This window comes from Calditrichota bacterium (assembly GCA_013151735.1).
Classification (GTDB): domain Bacteria; phylum Zhuqueibacterota; class JdFR-76; order JdFR-76; family BMS3Abin05; genus BMS3Abin05.
This window is the reverse complement of record JAADHR010000105.1, coordinates 1-15,180: the sequence shown is the minus strand read 5'-3', so window position 1 is coordinate 15,180 and position 15,180 is coordinate 1. Positions and strand designations below refer to the sequence as shown.

Genomic DNA, 15,180 nt, shown 5'->3' with positions numbered 1-15,180 from the left:
CGAGATCGCCATGGAAGAAGGGCTTCGGTTTGCCATTCGGGAAGGCGGTCGGACCGTGGGTGCTGGTGTTGTTTCTAAAATAATCGAATAATCCAAATTGGTACATATAATATGCGAGATATCATTACGCTTGAATGCACGGTTTGCAAAGAGCGAAATTACACGACGACGAAGAATAAGCGTAAACATCCCGAGCGAATAGAAATTAAAAAGTTTTGCCCGAGATGCAATAAGCATACGGTTCATAAAGAAACACGTTAAAATTGACAGGCCTGTAGCTCGAACGGCTAGAGCACCGGACTCCAAATCCGGGTGTTGGGGGTTCGAATCCCTCCAGGCCTGCTAGACCTCTTGAAGCGAGTTGTTTTTTGGAGTGCATGTCGGAGTCAATTCGTAAACGCCTTTCTTTTCAAATTGACTCCTTTTTTTTGAAAGCGTGTTTATGGCAGCCCCAAGGCTGGCGCGGTGTAAAAATAGGCAGGAATTTATTAAGGACTTCAGCGAGATTTCGCAGGAAACCCGGTGGCGGAGTCTGCTTTTTTATTGGGTGGATCCATGGGGCGTTGTAATTCATGGGATTGGCAAAAACTGATGATTAGTTACAAGGGAATGGATCAAAATGTTTGAAAAAATCAAAAAGTTTTTTAAGGAAGTGCAAATTGAGATGTCGCGGGTGATTTGGCCGACCAGAGAGGAATTATGGCGATCAACCTGGATTGTTATCGTGATTACATTCGCCTTCGCAATTTATATTTTTATTGTGGATACAATTTTTAGATACTTATTTAATTTAATCTTTAGCGCCTAAGAATAAGGGGTGATTCTCTCGTGGAAAAAAAGTGGTACGCCCTGCACGTATTGTCGGGACACGAACATAAAGTAAAACAATATATTGAGCACGAAGTCAAGGATGCCGGTCTTGAAGACAAGATCGAGCAGGTGCTTGTCCCTTCTGAAGAAGTGGTTGAAATGCGTGCGGGAAAAAAGAAGGTCAAAGACCGTGTCTTTTTCCCCGGCTACATTTTAATCAAAATGGAACTGGATAAAAATGTCCAGCAGTTTGTGGTTAATGTTCCGGGAGTCACAAATTTTGTGGGAACCGGGAACAAACCCCAGCCCCTGCGCGATGAAGAGGTGCGCCGCATCATTGGCCGCGTGGAGGAGAGCAAAGAGCGCAAGCAAATGGCCATTCCCTTCAGAGTCGGGGACCCTATTCGCGTAACCGACGGGCCGTTTACTGATTTTACCGGATTTGTTGAAGAGGTCAACGAAGAGAAAAGCAAACTCAAAGTCATGGTCAGTATCTTTGGCCGTTCAACGCCGGTTGAATTGGATTTTCTACAAGTTGAGTTGGAAAAATAGAGAGGTAAGGAACCGATATGGCAAAAAAAGTAATAGGTATGGTGAAGCTGCAGATTCCTGCCGGAAGTGCAAATCCGTCTCCACCGGTTGGTCCCGCTCTGGGGCAGCATGGCGTGAACATCATGGAATTTTGCAAGGCATTCAATGCCAAAACGCAGGATAAGCAGGGATTAATAATTCCGGTTGTAATTACCGTGTATGCGGATCGTTCCTTCACATTTATTACCAAAACGCCGCCGGCAGCTGTGTTGTTGTTAAAGGCAGCCGGTCTGGAAAAAGGCTCAAGCAATCCGAAGGCCGAAAAGGTGGGAAAGGTCACCTCGGACCAGGTCAAAGAGATTGCTGAACTGAAGATGCCGGATTTGAATGCGAATGATATTGAAGGCGCCATGCGTATGGTTGAAGGAACCGCCCGAAGTATGGGCATTTTAGTGGAAGGTTAACAATAATCGCAAAACAGACAGAGGCAGAGAATGAAACGAAGTAAGCGTTACCGAGAAATTGCGAAGAAGGTTGACCGCGACAAAACATATGATCTTGAGGAAGGTCTTAAGTTGGCAAAAGAGACCGCAACAGCTAAGTTCGACGAGTCGGTTGAGCTGTCCATCCGTTTGGGAGTGGATCCCCGGAAAGCCGACCAGATGATTCGTGGAACGGTAGCCCTACCTCATGGCACAGGAAAAACCGTCAGGGTTTTGGTTCTAACCAAGGGTCCAAAGGCGAAGGAAGCCGAGGATGCCGGAGCCGATTATGTGGGATTTGAAGAGTACATCGAAAAGTTGAAATCCGGCTGGATGGACATCGATGTGATCATTGCAACGCCCGACGTAATGGCTCAGGTGGGTAAACTGGGGCGAATCTTGGGTCCCAGGGGATTGATGCCAAACCCCAAAAGCGGTACGGTGACCATGGAAGTAGGTAACGCTGTAAAGGCGGTAAAAGCCGGTCGGATCGAATTCCGCGTGGACAAATACGGAATTCTTCATATTCCCATTGGCAAAGCCTCTTTTGAGCATGATAAATTAGTAGAAAATGCTAAAACCTTTCTCGAAACCGTGTTGCGATTGCGGCCAGCAACTGCAAAGGGCCAGTATGTACGGTCCATTTATGTGGCTCCCACCATGGGAGTGGGGATAAAATTAGACAGGAATGCAGTTTTAGCTGAATTGCGATAGGTGATTGAAACGATTTGAATGAAAGGGAAAATTCTGATGCCGAGGCCAGAAAAAGTAGAAGCTGTTGAATCTATTGCAAAGCTTGCTGATGAAGCCAAAAGCATATTCATTACCAATTATACCGGTCTTACGGTTGAGGAAATGACCAATTTACGCCGTAAGCTGCGGGAACAAGCCGTCCAGTATTTGGTTGTGAAAAACACGTTGGCCCGATTGGCATTCCGGGAAATTGAACTGGACTATGCCGTGAATTATCTGAAGGGCCCCACTGCTTTGGCATTTGCAACGGAGGATCCAACAGCACCTGCAAAGGTATTTGTGGACTTCATCAAAAAAAATAAAAAGCCGGAAGTTCGCGCATTCTTAATGGAAGGTCAGGTTTTTACGTCTGATCAGTTGGAGGATTTTGCGAAGCTGCCGTCGAAAGAAGATTTGCTTTCGATGACCTTGGGTGCCTTAAATGCCCCGATTGTTGGATTGGTGGGCGGCCTGCAGGGCATCATTCGCAAAGTGGTTTACGTGATGGATGCTATTCGTGAAAAACAGGAACAGGGTTAATAAACGGATTTTATTCGATTTAAAATAATAATGGAGGTAAATGAATCATGGCTGAGAATAAGGCAGAAGCCGCTGTAAAAGAAGAAAAAAAAGCAACAAAAACAAAAGCAAAAAAGGAGAAAGAAGTGAGTTCTGAAAGCAAAATAAATGACATTATTGAAACTGTCAAAGGATTGACCGTTTTGGAACTTTCTGAATTGGTAAAAGCTCTCGAGGAAGAATTTGGTGTAACTGCCGCTGCTCCCGTTGCTCAAGTTGCTGTTGCTGCTCCCGGAGCTGCCGGTGCTGAAGCCGCCGAAGAAAAAACGGAATTCGATGTGATCCTGAGTGGCTTTGGATCAAACAAAATTCAGGTCATTAAGGTTGTTCGAGCCCTGACCGGTCTTGGCCTGAAAGAAGCGAAAGAACTGGTGGACAATGCGCCCAGGCCGATTAAGGAAGGTATTTCCAAGGATGAGGCCGAGAAGATTAAAAAAGAAATTGAAGAAGCGGGTGGTACAGTCGAAATTAAGTAATTTTGCAGGGAAAACCGCAAAATCATTTAACCCGATTCATTCAGTTCATTCGTGTATGAACATGTTGTTCATTTATGATTTAATGAAAGAGAGATTGACGTTAATATGACAGAATTGCAAAACGGGAGAATCTCATTTTCAAAGATTAAGAAAGCAGCTGAACTTCCTGATTTTCTTGAAGTTCAAATTGCTTCTTTTGAAAATTTTCTCCAGGCAAATGTCCCTCCCAGTAAGCGGGAGAATAAAGGGCTGCAGGCGGTTTTTAAAAGTATGTTCCCGATTATGGACAATAAGGAAAATTACGTCCTTGATTTTGTGGAATATTACGTGGAAAAACCGCGCTACACCGTTGAAGAGTGCAAGGAGAGAGGTGTTACCTATTCCGGTCCCCTGAAGGTGAAATTGCGGCTTTCCTACCGGGAATCCGCTGACGAGGGAGACGATTATCAGGATACCGTGGAACAGGTTGTCTATCTTGGCTATATTCCTCTCATGACCCCGAAAGGTACATTTATTATCAACGGGGCCGAGCGAATTGTTGTAAGCCAGTTGCACCGCTCTCCGGGCGTCTTTTTTGATGAAAGCCGGCATCCAAACGGCACAAAAATCTATTCAGCCAGAATCATCCCCTTCCGTGGCTCGTGGATCGAATTTGCCACCGATATAAATGATATTATGTATGTTTATATCGATCGGCGGCGCCGGTTCCCCGTAACCACGCTCTTAAGAGCACTGGGTTATTCTTCCGACGAAGAATTGCTCGAGCTGTTTGATTTAATTGAAGAGGTGCCCATTAAGGACGGTTTGGATGCGGTTAAAAATTATTTTGGCCGGAAGGTATTTACCGATATTGTTGATACGAGTACCGGTGAGGTGCTGGTGGAAAAAGATACGGTGCTGGACGAAACCGTCTTCGAAAAACTTCAGCAATACGAAATTCCTGTTATTAAACTTGTAAAGGAAGATCCCACCAGTCGGCCCGATTTGATTATTAATACACTCCAGAAGGATGCGACGCGATCTGAAAAGGCGGCGTTGGAAGCTATTTACATGCAATTTCGTTCGGGAGATGTCCCGGATGCCGAAGCTGCCCGGGCCATGATTGACCGGCTGTTTTTCAATCCCAAACGGTATGATTTGGGAGAAGTCGGCCGTGTACGCATGAACAAAAAACTCAATCTGGATATCCCGGAAGAGGTCACCGTCCTGACCAAGGAAGATATCGTTGCCATCATCAAGCTGCTTATTGATTTGTACGCCGGGCACCGGGCACCGGATGACATCGATCACCTGGGAAATCGGCGGGTACGAACGGTAGGTGAACAGTTGTCGGCTCAAATGACGCTGGCGCTGACCCGGATGTCCCGGATGATCAAAGAGCGGATGAACCTTCGGGATGTGGAACGACCCACACCGCAGGACCTCGTGAATGCGCGAACGATTCTGTCGGTGATCACGGCCTTTTTCGGAACAAGCCAGCTCTCGCAGTTTATGGATCAAACCAATCCGCTGGCAGAGCTCACGCACAAGCGGCGTTTAAGCGCGCTGGGCCCCGGTGGGTTAACCCGCGAACGAGCCGGATTTGAGGTTCGTGATGTGCACTACACGCACTACGGGCGGCTCTGTCCGATTGAAACCCCTGAAGGTCCGAATATTGGATTGATTTCTTCGCTTACAACGTATGCGCGCGTCAACGAATTGGGTTTTGTCGAAACGCCGTATCGCAGGGTGGTGAATGGCCGCGTAACAGACGAAATCGTCTATTTGTCGGCTGAGGATGAGGACAACTACGTCATTGCACAGGCCAATGCCCCAATCGACGAAAAGGGAAACTTTCTGCGCGATCGGATCAAAGCCCGGTACCGGGGTGAATTTCCGGTAGTTTCGCCGAAAGACGTCCACTTTATGGATGTTTCCCCCTTCCAAATGGTGAGTGTCGCCGCATCATTGATTCCCTTTTTGGAACACGACGATGCCAACCGTGCCCTGATGGGATCCAATATGCAGAGACAGTCGGTTCCTCTCTTAAATACAGAAGCACCTCTGGTAGGAACAGGTATCGAGGCCAAGGCCGCCCGCGACTCGCGGACACTGATTGTTTCGGATGTGAACGGCGTGGTCGAAAAGGTTTCTGCCGATGAAATTGTGGTTCGAAAAGAATTCGTCGAGGGTGAAAAACCGACCTTGGAAGAACTGCTGGATTTTGACCAAACAGACATTATTACCTACAAATTACAGAAATTCTCACGTACCAATCAAAACACGATGACGAACCAGCGGCCGGTTGTTCGACAGGGACAAAAGGTCAAAAAGGGTCAGGTTCTTGCGGATGGGTGCGCTACCGACCAGGGAGAACTGGCTCTGGGAAGAAATGTTCTGGTTGCATTTTTACCCTGGCGCGGATACAATTATGAAGATGCCATTATTCTCTCGGAGCGTCTGGTGAAGGATGACGTCTACACGTCCGTACACATCGAGGAATTTGAACTTCAGGTCCGGGATATGAAGCGCGGCGAAGAGGAGCTGACACGCGAAATTCCGAACGTCAGCGAGGAAGCCACAAAGGATCTGGACGAGAATGGAATTATTCGGATCGGTGCGGAAGTCAAGCCGGGCGATATCCTGGTGGGTAAAGTAACGCCCAAGGGAGAAACAGAACCCACCCCTGAGGAAAAATTGCTCAAAGCGATTTTTGGTGACAAAGCGGGTGACGTCAAAGATGCGTCGCTGAAGGCGCCTCCGGGAATGCACGGGATTGTCATCGATACGAAACTCTTCTCCCGAAAGCGGAAAGACCCGAAAGCGAAAAAGTTAGAAAAGAAGCAGATTGAAGAGCTTGAAAACAAACTTCGCGATGATGAATATCAACTGAAAGAACTGCGGAATCAGAAACTGTCCCTTCTGCTGGAAGGGGAAATCTCCGCCGGCATTCGTGATGTCATCGACGGGAAAGTGGTTGTCAAAGCGGATACCAAATTCACGAAAAAGAATCTGGAAAAGATTAATTTTGATCACCTGAATCCAACCTCACCCTGGACGAGGAATGAAGAGGTCAATGAGACGGTTCAAATGATTTTCGAGCGCTACAATCAAAAGCTGGCCGAAATGCACGACCGGTTTGAGCGCGAAAAATCAAAGATCCAAATTGGCGATGAACTTCCGCCGGGAATTGTCCAATTGGCCAAGGTTTACGTTGCGAAGAAGTTGAAGGTGATGGTCGGCGACAAAATGGCCGGCCGGCACGGAAACAAGGGTGTGGTATCAATTATTGTTCCCGAAGAAGATATGCCCTATCTGCCGGACGGACGGCGCGTGGATATCGTTTTGAATCCCCTGGGCGTGCCCTCCCGAATGAACCTGGGTCAAATTCTGGAGACCAATCTGGGATGGGCGGCCGAGAAACTGGGTGTTAAATTCGCCACGCCCGTGTTCGACGGAGCTTCCATCGAGGAGGTGAAAGAGCAGCTTCGAAAAGCCGGTTTGCCGGAAAGCGGGAAATCCATACTCTACGACGGACGAACGGGCGAAACATTTGATGCGCCTGTTACAGTCGGACAGATTTACATGCTAAAGCTTTCTCACCTTGCGGAAGACAAACTGCATGCACGGTCGATTGGCCCGTATTCGCTCATCACTCAGCAGCCTTTGGGCGGAAAAGCCCAGTTTGGAGGCCAGCGTTTTGGCGAAATGGAGGTCTGGGCACTTGAGGCCTACGGGGCCGCTCACACCCTTCAGGAAATTCTGACGGTGAAATCGGATGATGTGAAGGGACGGTCCAAGGTCTACGAGGCAATCGTAAAAGGTGAGAATCTGCCAGAACCGGGTGTGCCGGAATCCTTTAACGTTCTCGTTAAAGAATTGCAGGGCCTGGGTCTGGATGTAGAGTTAGAATAGAATTAAAATCAATCTTTTTGGGAAAAACCAAAAGATTCGGAGGTTTTACCCTTGCTAAATATGAATATCAATACACCGAAATTGGCGCATCGACGCTATTCTAAAATTTATATTGGATTGGCTTCTCCAAACAAGATCTTAGAACGGTCGCATGGAGAAGTTCTTAAACCGGAAACCATTAATTACCGGTCGTATAAACCCGAGAAAGACGGTTTGTTCTGTGAGAAAATTTTCGGGCCTGTAAAAGATTACGAGTGCCACTGCGGTAAATACAAAAGCATCCGTTACAAAGGGATTGTTTGCGACCGCTGCGGCGTGGAAGTGACGAAAAAGAGCGTACGCCGGGAACGGATGGGACATATTACCCTGGCCGTGCCGGTTGTGCATATCTGGTTCTGGAAATCCCTTCCGTCAAAAATCAGCTACATCCTTGGGATGTCGATTAAAAATCTGGAGCGGATCATTTACTACGAAGCGTACGTGGTGATTCAGCCCGGGACAACCGATCTGAAAGAAAAAGAGCTGATCGAAGAGGATGAATATTACCGGATTATTTCGGAACAGCCGGGCAATGTGGAAGAGGATTCGCAAAAGTTTCTGGCCCTTACCGGCGGGGAAGCCATTCTGGAATTGTTACGCCGGGTGGATATCGAGGGCCTGTCTGTAGAACTTCGGGCAAAGGCCCAAACCGAAACCTCTCATCAGCGCAAACTGGAAACCCTGAAACGGCTGAAGGTGATTGAAGCGTTTCTGCCCAAGGAAGACGGGCGGGTTAATAAGCCCGAGTGGATGGTTTTAACCGTTTTGCCGGTTATTCCTCCGGAATTGCGGCCGCTGGTTCCGCTGGAAGGCGGGCGCTTTGCCACATCGGACTTAAATGATTTGTACCGCCGGGTCATCATTCGAAACAACCGTCTTAAAAAATTGATGGAGATTAAGGCTCCGGAAGTCATTCTGAAGAATGAGAAACGGATGCTGCAGGAAGCGGTGGATTCGCTTCTGGATAACGGTCGTAAAACCGTGGCGGTTCGCGGCGACGGGAATCGGCCATTGAAATCTCTTTCGGACATGCTGAAGGGAAAACAGGGGCGTTTTCGCCAGAATTTATTGGGAAAACGAATCGATTACTCCGGGCGCTCTGTGATTGTGGTCGGTCCCGAATTGCGGATCCACGAATGCGGACTGCCAAAGGAAATGGGACTGGAGCTGTTTAAACCCTTTGTAATCAATAAATTGGTGGAGCGCGGTTTGGTCAAAACGGTCAAAAGCGCCAAAAAGCTCCTGGAACGTAAGGGGCCGGAAGTTTGGGATATTCTCGAAGAGATTGTTGAAGATCACCCGATTTTGTTGAACCGTGCACCTACGCTGCACCGTTTGGGTGTTCAGGCGTTTCAGCCTATTTTGATTGAAGGAAAGGCCATCCGGCTGCATCCGCTGGTGTGCTCGGCATTTAATGCCGATTTTGACGGTGACCAGATGGCGGTACACTTGCCGCTTTCGTACGAGGCCCAGATTGAAGCCTCCACACTCATGCTGTCGAGCCACAACATCTTGTCCCCGGCACACGGGAAACCCCTGGCCATTCCGAGCCAGGATATGGTGATTGGCTGCTATTACGTCACCAAAGCCAAGAAGGGTGCCAAGGGAGAAGGCAAAGTCTTCAGCTCGATGGATGAGGTCATCATTGCCTACCACGAAAAAGTGGTAGATATTCACGCCCGAATTACGGTGCGGATTAACGGCAAATTGGTAGACACCACCGTCGGCCGGGTTATTTTTAACACCATTGTTCCCAAGAATTTTGAATTTGTGAACGAACTGCTTACCAAAAAGCGGATTGAACAGTTAATTGGTGCGGCCTACAAACAATTGGGCAATTATGAAACCATTAAGTTCCTGGATCGTTTGAAGGATTTCGGATTTCGGTATGCCATGAAGTCCGGAGCAACCATTGGAATTGACGATGTGGAAATTCCTCAGGAAAAATATGAAATGATTGACCGGGCCTCTGAGGCCGTTGAAAAAATCCAGCGGCAGTACGAGCGCGGAATAATCACGGACGGTGAGCGGTACAATAAAATTATTGATATCTGGACGGGCACGACAAATGCTGTGGCCGAACGGATGTTTGAGCATTTGAAGGTCTCCCAGGATGGGTTTAATCCGGTTTTTATGATGGCCGATTCAGGCGCCCGGGGGTCAAAAGAGCAGATTCGCCAGCTGGCGGGTATGCGCGGTTTGATGGCAAAACCGCAGAAGAAAATGACCGGGTCTACGGGTGAAATTATTGAATCGCCGATTACGGCCAATTTTAAAGAGGGTTTAAGTGTGTTGGAATATTTTATATCCACGCACGGTGCCCGAAAAGGTTTGGCCGATACAGCCCTGAAAACCGCTGATGCCGGCTATCTGACACGCCGTTTGGTGGATGTAGCTCAGGATGTGACCATCACCATGGAGGATTGCGGAACAATCCTTGGCCTGCGCGTCGGTGATTTGAAGGAGGGCGAGGAAGTCATCGAGCCCATGCAGGATCGTATTCTGGGACGTACGGCTGCCGAGGATGTTTATGATCCTGAAACCGGGGACATTATTGTGGAAGCCGGCCAGCTGATTGACGAAGAAATTTCCGACCGGATCTCTCAGGCAGGCATTGAGTCGGTGTACATTCGGTCTGTTTTGACCTGTGAGGCTCCGAGAGGCGTCTGTGCCAAGTGTTACGGAAGAAACCTGGCCCGCGGTGATATGGTCGGTATCGGTGAGACGGTGGGTGTCATTGCGGCCCAGTCCATTGGTGAGCCGGGTACGCAGCTGACCCTTCGAACCTTCCACATTGGTGGAACGGCCAGCCGAATTGCGGCTCAGTCCCGTGTGGTTTCCAAGAGTGAAGGAACGGTTCAATTCGAACATTTAAAAATTCTGCAACAAGAAGACGGCGCGTTGATTTCTGCCAGACGAAACGGCCGAATTCGGATTATTGATGAAAACAATCGGATGGTTTCCCAGTATACGGTTCCCTACAGCGCCAAAATTCTTATTAAAGATGGACAAAAGATTAAAAAGGGTGACGTTCTGTTCGAATGGGATCCCTACTCGGCGACGATTATTGCAGGGAAACGAGGGTTGGTCCGGTACGAAGACATCGTTGAAAATGTCACGTTTAAGGAAGAGCTGGATGAAACCACGGGACGCAAACAGCGGGTCATTGTCGATACGCACAATCGGAATCTGAGTCCCCAACTGGTTATTACGGATGAAGAGGGGAATGCGCTGGAAACACACATCATCCCCACGCACTCATTCTTGATTGTGGCGGATGGTCAGAAGGTCAAACCCGGTGATATTCTGGTAAAAATTCCGCGCGAAATTGCCAAAACCCGTGACATTACAGGCGGTTTGCCGAGAGTGGCCGAGTTGTTCGAGGCGCGGCGGCCCAAAGAACCGGCTATCGTCAGTGAAATTGACGGTGTTGTGGAATTCGGTGAAGTTCGCCGCGGGGTGCGAAAAATTATTGTCACCTCGAAAGATGGCCTGGACAAGCGCATTTATGTGATTCCTTACGGCAAGCATGTTCTGGTGCACGACGGCGATCCGGTTTCGGCCGGTGAAAAACTTACTGAGGGCTCTGTCGCTCCTCAGGACATCCTGAACATTTTGGGTCCCAACCGGGTTCAGGAATATCTGGTAAATGAAATCCAGGAAGTTTACCGCCTCCAGGGTGTGCGCATCAATGATAAGCACATTGAGGTTATTGTCCGGCAGATGCTTCAGAAGGTGCGTGTGGAAGACCCCGGTGATACCCGGTACCTTGAAGGGGATCTTGTAGACAAGATTCGATTCTTGCAGGATAACGACAAGTTGTTGTCCAAGGTGGTTATTACCGAACCGGGCGATTCAAAATTCAGGGTAAATCAGATTCTGGAACGCGAGGAATTTGACCGGCTGAATGAGCGCCTTGAAAAAGCCGGTAAGCGGCAGGCAAAGGCCCGGCAGCCCAAACCGGCCACATTCAAGCCCGTGCTTCTGGGAATCACAAAGGCATCTCTTTCAACAGAGAGCTTTATCTCAGCGGCTTCCTTCCAGGAAACAACCCGGGTTTTGGCCGATGCGGCGATCGCCGGCAAGGTGGATACGTTGTATGGTCTGAAGGAAAATGTCATTATGGGGAATTTGATTCCGGCAGGTACCGGACTCAATAAATATGGCGATCTGATGGTTTCTTACAAGGGAGATGAATCGGAAGGAGAATCGGCGGAACCCACTGTTCCTGAGGCGAAAATTGCCAATTGAGGGGCCGATAACCCTATGAAATAAATTGAATAAATTTAAAAAATTTATTGACAAAGAAGAAATAATTTATTAAATTTATATTTCGTTTGTCAGGAGGAATAATTTGCCAACAATTAATCAACTGGTGCGGTCTGGCAGGGAAAAGGTTATCAAAAAGAATAAGGTCCCTGCGCTGAAAGCAAATCCCCAGAAACGGGGCGTCTGTACGCGTGTGTACACGTCAACTCCCAAGAAGCCGAATTCGGCTTTGCGGAAAGTGGCCCGTGTACGGCTAACGAATGGGATTGAGGTGACAGCCTATATTCCCGGCGAAGGTCACAATTTACAAGAACATTCAATTGTACTGATCAGAGGTGGTAGAGTGAAGGATTTACCGGGCGTGCGATATCATATCATACGAGGTGCGTTAGACACTGCTGGTGTGGACGGTCGCAGTAACGGTAGGTCTAAATACGGAACGAAGAAGAAAAAATAAAAATAATCGGAATTATAAAATCCGATTATTTGGAAACGCCTCGCCCAGAGAAACAGTTAAAATGATCGATCGAAGATGAATCATTTTGGTCTGAGTCGAGGTTAAGATTTTTGTTTTGTATCGAAAATCCCCTCTTCAGGGGGTTTTCAGTGTCAAGGGTAATCTAAATTCAGACGTAGGGTCAAAAAATAAATGGAGTTTTCATGCCAAGGCGAAGAAAAGTAACCAAACGGGAGATTTTGCCCGATCCCAAATTTCACAATAAGTTGGTTGCAAAATTTACGAATGCAATTATGCGCCGCGGGAAAAAGAGTATTGCCGAAAAAATCCTCTATACGGCTCTCGATATTGTAGAACAGAAAACAGATCAGAGCGGTCTGGAGGTTTTTGAAAAGGCCATTACAAATGTTCGCCCGATTTTAGAGGTGAAATCCCGGCGGGTTGGCGGAGCGACCTATCAGGTTCCCATTGAGGTGCCGACTGACCGGAGTATTGCATTGGCCATGCGGTGGCTCATTCAATATTCGCGGGCACGAAATGAAAAAACGATGGCCGAGAAACTTGCGGCCGAGCTGATTGCCGCTTCGCGGAAGGAAGGGGCTTCTATTAAAAAGAGAGAAGATACACATAAAATGGCAGAAGCGAACAAGGCATTTGCTCATTTTAGGTGGTAGCAAAAAAGACGAAAGGCTTTAAAGTTTACTAAATGAAACGAGAATTTCCCATAGAAAAAACCCGCAATATTGGCATTATGGCTCATATCGATGCGGGAAAAACAACGACAACTGAGCGGATTCTGTACTATACCGGCCGGATTCACCGCATGGGTGAGGTGCATGAGGGGGCAGCTACCACCGATTGGATGGAACAGGAGAAGGAGCGGGGCATTACGATTACCTCCGCTTCGGTAACATCTTTCTGGAAAAAACACCGAATCAATATTATCGACACGCCGGGGCATGTGGATTTTACCGCAGAGGTCGAACGATCGCTGCGTGTGCTGGACGGAGCTATTGCGGTTTTTTGTGGGGTCGGCGGGGTGGAACCCCAGTCCGAAACCGTGTGGCGACAGGCCGATAAATACAACGTTCCGCGTATCGCCTTTGTGAATAAAATGGACCGCTCCGGAGCCGATTTTTTTGCTGTGGTTCGGGCGATCAAGGAACGTCTGGGAGGGAACCCCGTTCCCATTCAAATTCCAATTGGTTCCGGCGATATGTTTACCGGGCTGATTGATTTGATTCAGATGAAAGGTGTCATCTATAACGAGAAGACGCTGGGTGCAAACTGGGATGAGGTCGACATTCCGAAGGATATGGTGGAATTGGCCCAGGAATATCGATCGCACATGCTGGAATCCCTTTCGGATTATGATGACACATTGATGGAAAAATTTTTGGAGGGGGAAGAGGTTTCCGAAGAGGAAATTAAAAGTGCCATGCGGAAGGCCACTCTGGATGTAAGCGCCGTTCCGGTTCTTTGCGGAAGTGCTTTTAAAAACAAAGGGGTCCAACGGCTTTTGGATGCAGTTATTGATTATTTGCCTTCCCCGGCCGACCTGCCTCCGGTAAAGGGATTTAATCCGAAAACCGGGAAAGAGGAAGTGCGGGAAGCCAGGGACGATGCTCCTTTTTCTGCCTTGGCGTTTAAAATTATGAGTGATCCCTATGTCGGAAAACTCACCTATTTCAGGGTTTATTCCGGTACGCTGAAAACGGGTTCCTATGTCATGAATACAAATTCTGGCAAAAAGGAGCGTATCGGCCGCGTGCTTCAAATGATGGCAAACAAACGTCAGGATATTGAGGCCGTTTTTACCGGGGATATTGTCGCAGCGGTCGGCTTGAAAAACACGAAAACCGGCGATACCCTTTGCGATGAAAAGCATCCCATTGTTTTGGAAAAAATGGAGTTTCCCGAGCCGGTTATTTCCGTCGCTATCGAGCCCAAATCGAAAGCAGACGGCGATAAACTGTCTGATGCTCTGATGAAATTAGCGGATGAAGATCCGACGTTTCAGGTTCGAACCGATGACGAGACGGGACAAACCATTATTTCGGGTATGGGGGAACTTCACCTGGATATTTTGATCGACCGCATGATGCGGGAATTTAAGGTTCAGGCCAATGTCGGGCGCCCGCAGGTGGCTTATCGGGAAACGATTCGTAAAAAGGTCAAAGCCGAGGGAAAATTCGTCCGTCAATCCGGTGGACGGGGGCAGTACGGGCACGTGGTTATCGAATTGGAACCGGCGGAAAAGGGGGCTGGTTTTATCTTTGAGAATAAAATTATCGGCGGTGCGGTGCCCCGGGAATACATCAATCCGACCAAACAGGGCATCGAGGAAGCCCTCGGAAACGGTGTAATTGCCGGTTTTCCGATGATCGATGTCAAAGCGACCCTGATTGACGGCTCCTATCACCCGGTGGACAGCTCCGAAATCGCCTTTAAAATTGCCGGATCGATGGCTCTGAAGGAAGCGGCATCCAAGGCAGACCCTGTACTTTTGGAACCGATCATGAATATTGAAATTGTGGTTCCGGAGGAGTACATGGGCGATGTGATGGGTGATTTAAATTCGCGCAGGGGCAAAGTGATCGGAATTGTTCCGCGAAAGGATGCCCAGGTAATTGCCGCAATGGTTCCTTTGAGTGAGATGTTTGGGTACGCAACCCAGCTGCGGTCAATTACACAGGGACGGGCGATTTACACGATGCAATTTTCACATTATCAGGAAGCTCCACAAAGTATTGTGGATGAAATCATTAAAAAGATTCGTGGTTAAGAATACTATTTGATTTAAACATACCCTTTGAGGTTAAGGAGGACAACGAATGGCAAAGGCGAAATACGAACGGAAGAAGCCGCACGTGAATGTAGGCACGATCGGACATGTGGATCATGGGAAGAC

General features: G+C 48.1%; 13 protein-coding genes and 1 tRNA gene. All 14 read left to right on the top strand.

Features of this window, described 5'->3' with window-relative positions:
* Nucleotides 1–91: elongation factor Tu (locus GXO76_07235; protein ID NOY77644.1), on the top strand; the 91-nt coding region annotated here is incomplete at its 5' end.
* 20 nt (nucleotides 92–111) lie between these two features.
* Nucleotides 112–261 carry a 50S ribosomal protein L33 gene (gene rpmG, locus GXO76_07230; GenBank protein NOY77643.1) on the top strand — a complete coding sequence of 50 codons (150 nt, stop codon included), beginning with the start codon at nucleotides 112–114 and terminating at the stop codon, nucleotides 259–261.
* Nucleotides 262–268: 7 nt separating this feature from the next.
* Nucleotides 269–342: transfer RNA gene (locus GXO76_07225), tRNA-Trp, on the top strand.
* 277 nt (nucleotides 343–619) lie between these two features.
* On the top strand, nucleotides 620–808 hold the full coding sequence (secE, locus tag GXO76_07220; GenBank protein ID NOY77642.1) for a preprotein translocase subunit SecE: 189 nt from the start codon (nucleotides 620–622) through the stop codon (nucleotides 806–808).
* Between the two features lie 20 nt (nucleotides 809–828).
* A complete protein-coding gene (gene nusG, locus GXO76_07215) occupies nucleotides 829–1,362 on the top strand; it encodes a transcription termination/antitermination factor NusG (GenBank protein NOY77641.1) in 534 nt (177 codons plus the stop codon).
* Between the two features lie 17 nt (nucleotides 1,363–1,379).
* A complete protein-coding gene (rplK, locus tag GXO76_07210) occupies nucleotides 1,380–1,805 on the top strand; it encodes a 50S ribosomal protein L11 (protein ID NOY77640.1) in 426 nt (141 codons plus the stop codon).
* A 30-nt stretch (nucleotides 1,806–1,835) separates the two neighbouring features.
* Nucleotides 1,836–2,537 (top strand): 50S ribosomal protein L1, encoded by a 702-nt coding sequence (locus tag GXO76_07205; protein ID NOY77639.1) that lies wholly within the window; start codon nucleotides 1,836–1,838, stop codon nucleotides 2,535–2,537.
* A 36-nt stretch (nucleotides 2,538–2,573) separates the two neighbouring features.
* Complete coding sequence (gene rplJ / locus GXO76_07200) at nucleotides 2,574–3,095, top strand: 50S ribosomal protein L10 (GenBank protein ID NOY77638.1); 522 nt, start codon at nucleotides 2,574–2,576, stop codon at nucleotides 3,093–3,095.
* A 47-nt stretch (nucleotides 3,096–3,142) separates the two neighbouring features.
* A complete protein-coding gene (gene rplL, locus GXO76_07195; protein NOY77637.1) occupies nucleotides 3,143–3,610 on the top strand; it encodes a 50S ribosomal protein L7/L12 in 468 nt (155 codons plus the stop codon).
* Nucleotides 3,611–3,715: 105 nt separating this feature from the next.
* Nucleotides 3,716–7,504, top strand: a complete 3,789-nt coding sequence (rpoB, locus tag GXO76_07190) for a DNA-directed RNA polymerase subunit beta (GenBank protein NOY77636.1) — start codon at nucleotides 3,716–3,718, stop codon at nucleotides 7,502–7,504.
* 60 nt (nucleotides 7,505–7,564) lie between these two features.
* Nucleotides 7,565–11,794: a DNA-directed RNA polymerase subunit beta' gene (gene rpoC, locus GXO76_07185; GenBank protein NOY77635.1), complete on the top strand. Its 4,230-nt coding sequence runs from the start codon at nucleotides 7,565–7,567 to the stop codon at nucleotides 11,792–11,794.
* A gap of 103 nt (nucleotides 11,795–11,897) precedes the next feature.
* The gene (locus tag GXO76_07180; GenBank protein NOY77634.1) at nucleotides 11,898–12,269 is read left to right on the top strand and encodes a 30S ribosomal protein S12; all 372 of its coding nucleotides are present in this window, start codon (nucleotides 11,898–11,900) and stop codon (nucleotides 12,267–12,269) included.
* Between the two features lie 203 nt (nucleotides 12,270–12,472).
* Nucleotides 12,473–12,943, top strand: coding sequence for a 30S ribosomal protein S7 (gene rpsG / locus GXO76_07175; GenBank protein ID NOY77633.1), 471 nt, complete (start codon nucleotides 12,473–12,475; stop codon nucleotides 12,941–12,943).
* Between the two features lie 32 nt (nucleotides 12,944–12,975).
* Nucleotides 12,976–15,054 (top strand): elongation factor G, encoded by a 2,079-nt coding sequence (fusA, locus tag GXO76_07170; protein NOY77632.1) that lies wholly within the window; start codon nucleotides 12,976–12,978, stop codon nucleotides 15,052–15,054.
* Nucleotides 15,055–15,180: the final 126 nt, after the last annotated feature.

Bases quoted from the DNA above. Each gene is read 5' to 3' on its own strand.
- secE (NOY77642.1), top strand. From the start codon at position 620: ATGTTTGAAAAAATCAAAAAGTTTTTTAAGGAAGTGCAAATTGAGATG.
- rplL (NOY77637.1), top strand. From the start codon at position 3,143: ATGGCTGAGAATAAGGCAGAAGCCGCTGTAAAAGAAGAAAAAAAAGCA.
- fusA (NOY77632.1), top strand. From the start codon at position 12,976: ATGAAACGAGAATTTCCCATAGAAAAAACCCGCAATATTGGCATTATG.
- rpsG (NOY77633.1), top strand. From the start codon at position 12,473: ATGCCAAGGCGAAGAAAAGTAACCAAACGGGAGATTTTGCCCGATCCC.
- rpoB (NOY77636.1), top strand. From the start codon at position 3,716: ATGACAGAATTGCAAAACGGGAGAATCTCATTTTCAAAGATTAAGAAA.
- rplK (NOY77640.1), top strand. From the start codon at position 1,380: ATGGCAAAAAAAGTAATAGGTATGGTGAAGCTGCAGATTCCTGCCGGA.
- rplJ (NOY77638.1), top strand. From the start codon at position 2,574: ATGCCGAGGCCAGAAAAAGTAGAAGCTGTTGAATCTATTGCAAAGCTT.
- rpmG (NOY77643.1), top strand. From the start codon at position 112: ATGCGAGATATCATTACGCTTGAATGCACGGTTTGCAAAGAGCGAAAT.
- rpoC (NOY77635.1), top strand. From the start codon at position 7,565: ATGAATATCAATACACCGAAATTGGCGCATCGACGCTATTCTAAAATT.
- GXO76_07205 (NOY77639.1), top strand. From the start codon at position 1,836: ATGAAACGAAGTAAGCGTTACCGAGAAATTGCGAAGAAGGTTGACCGC.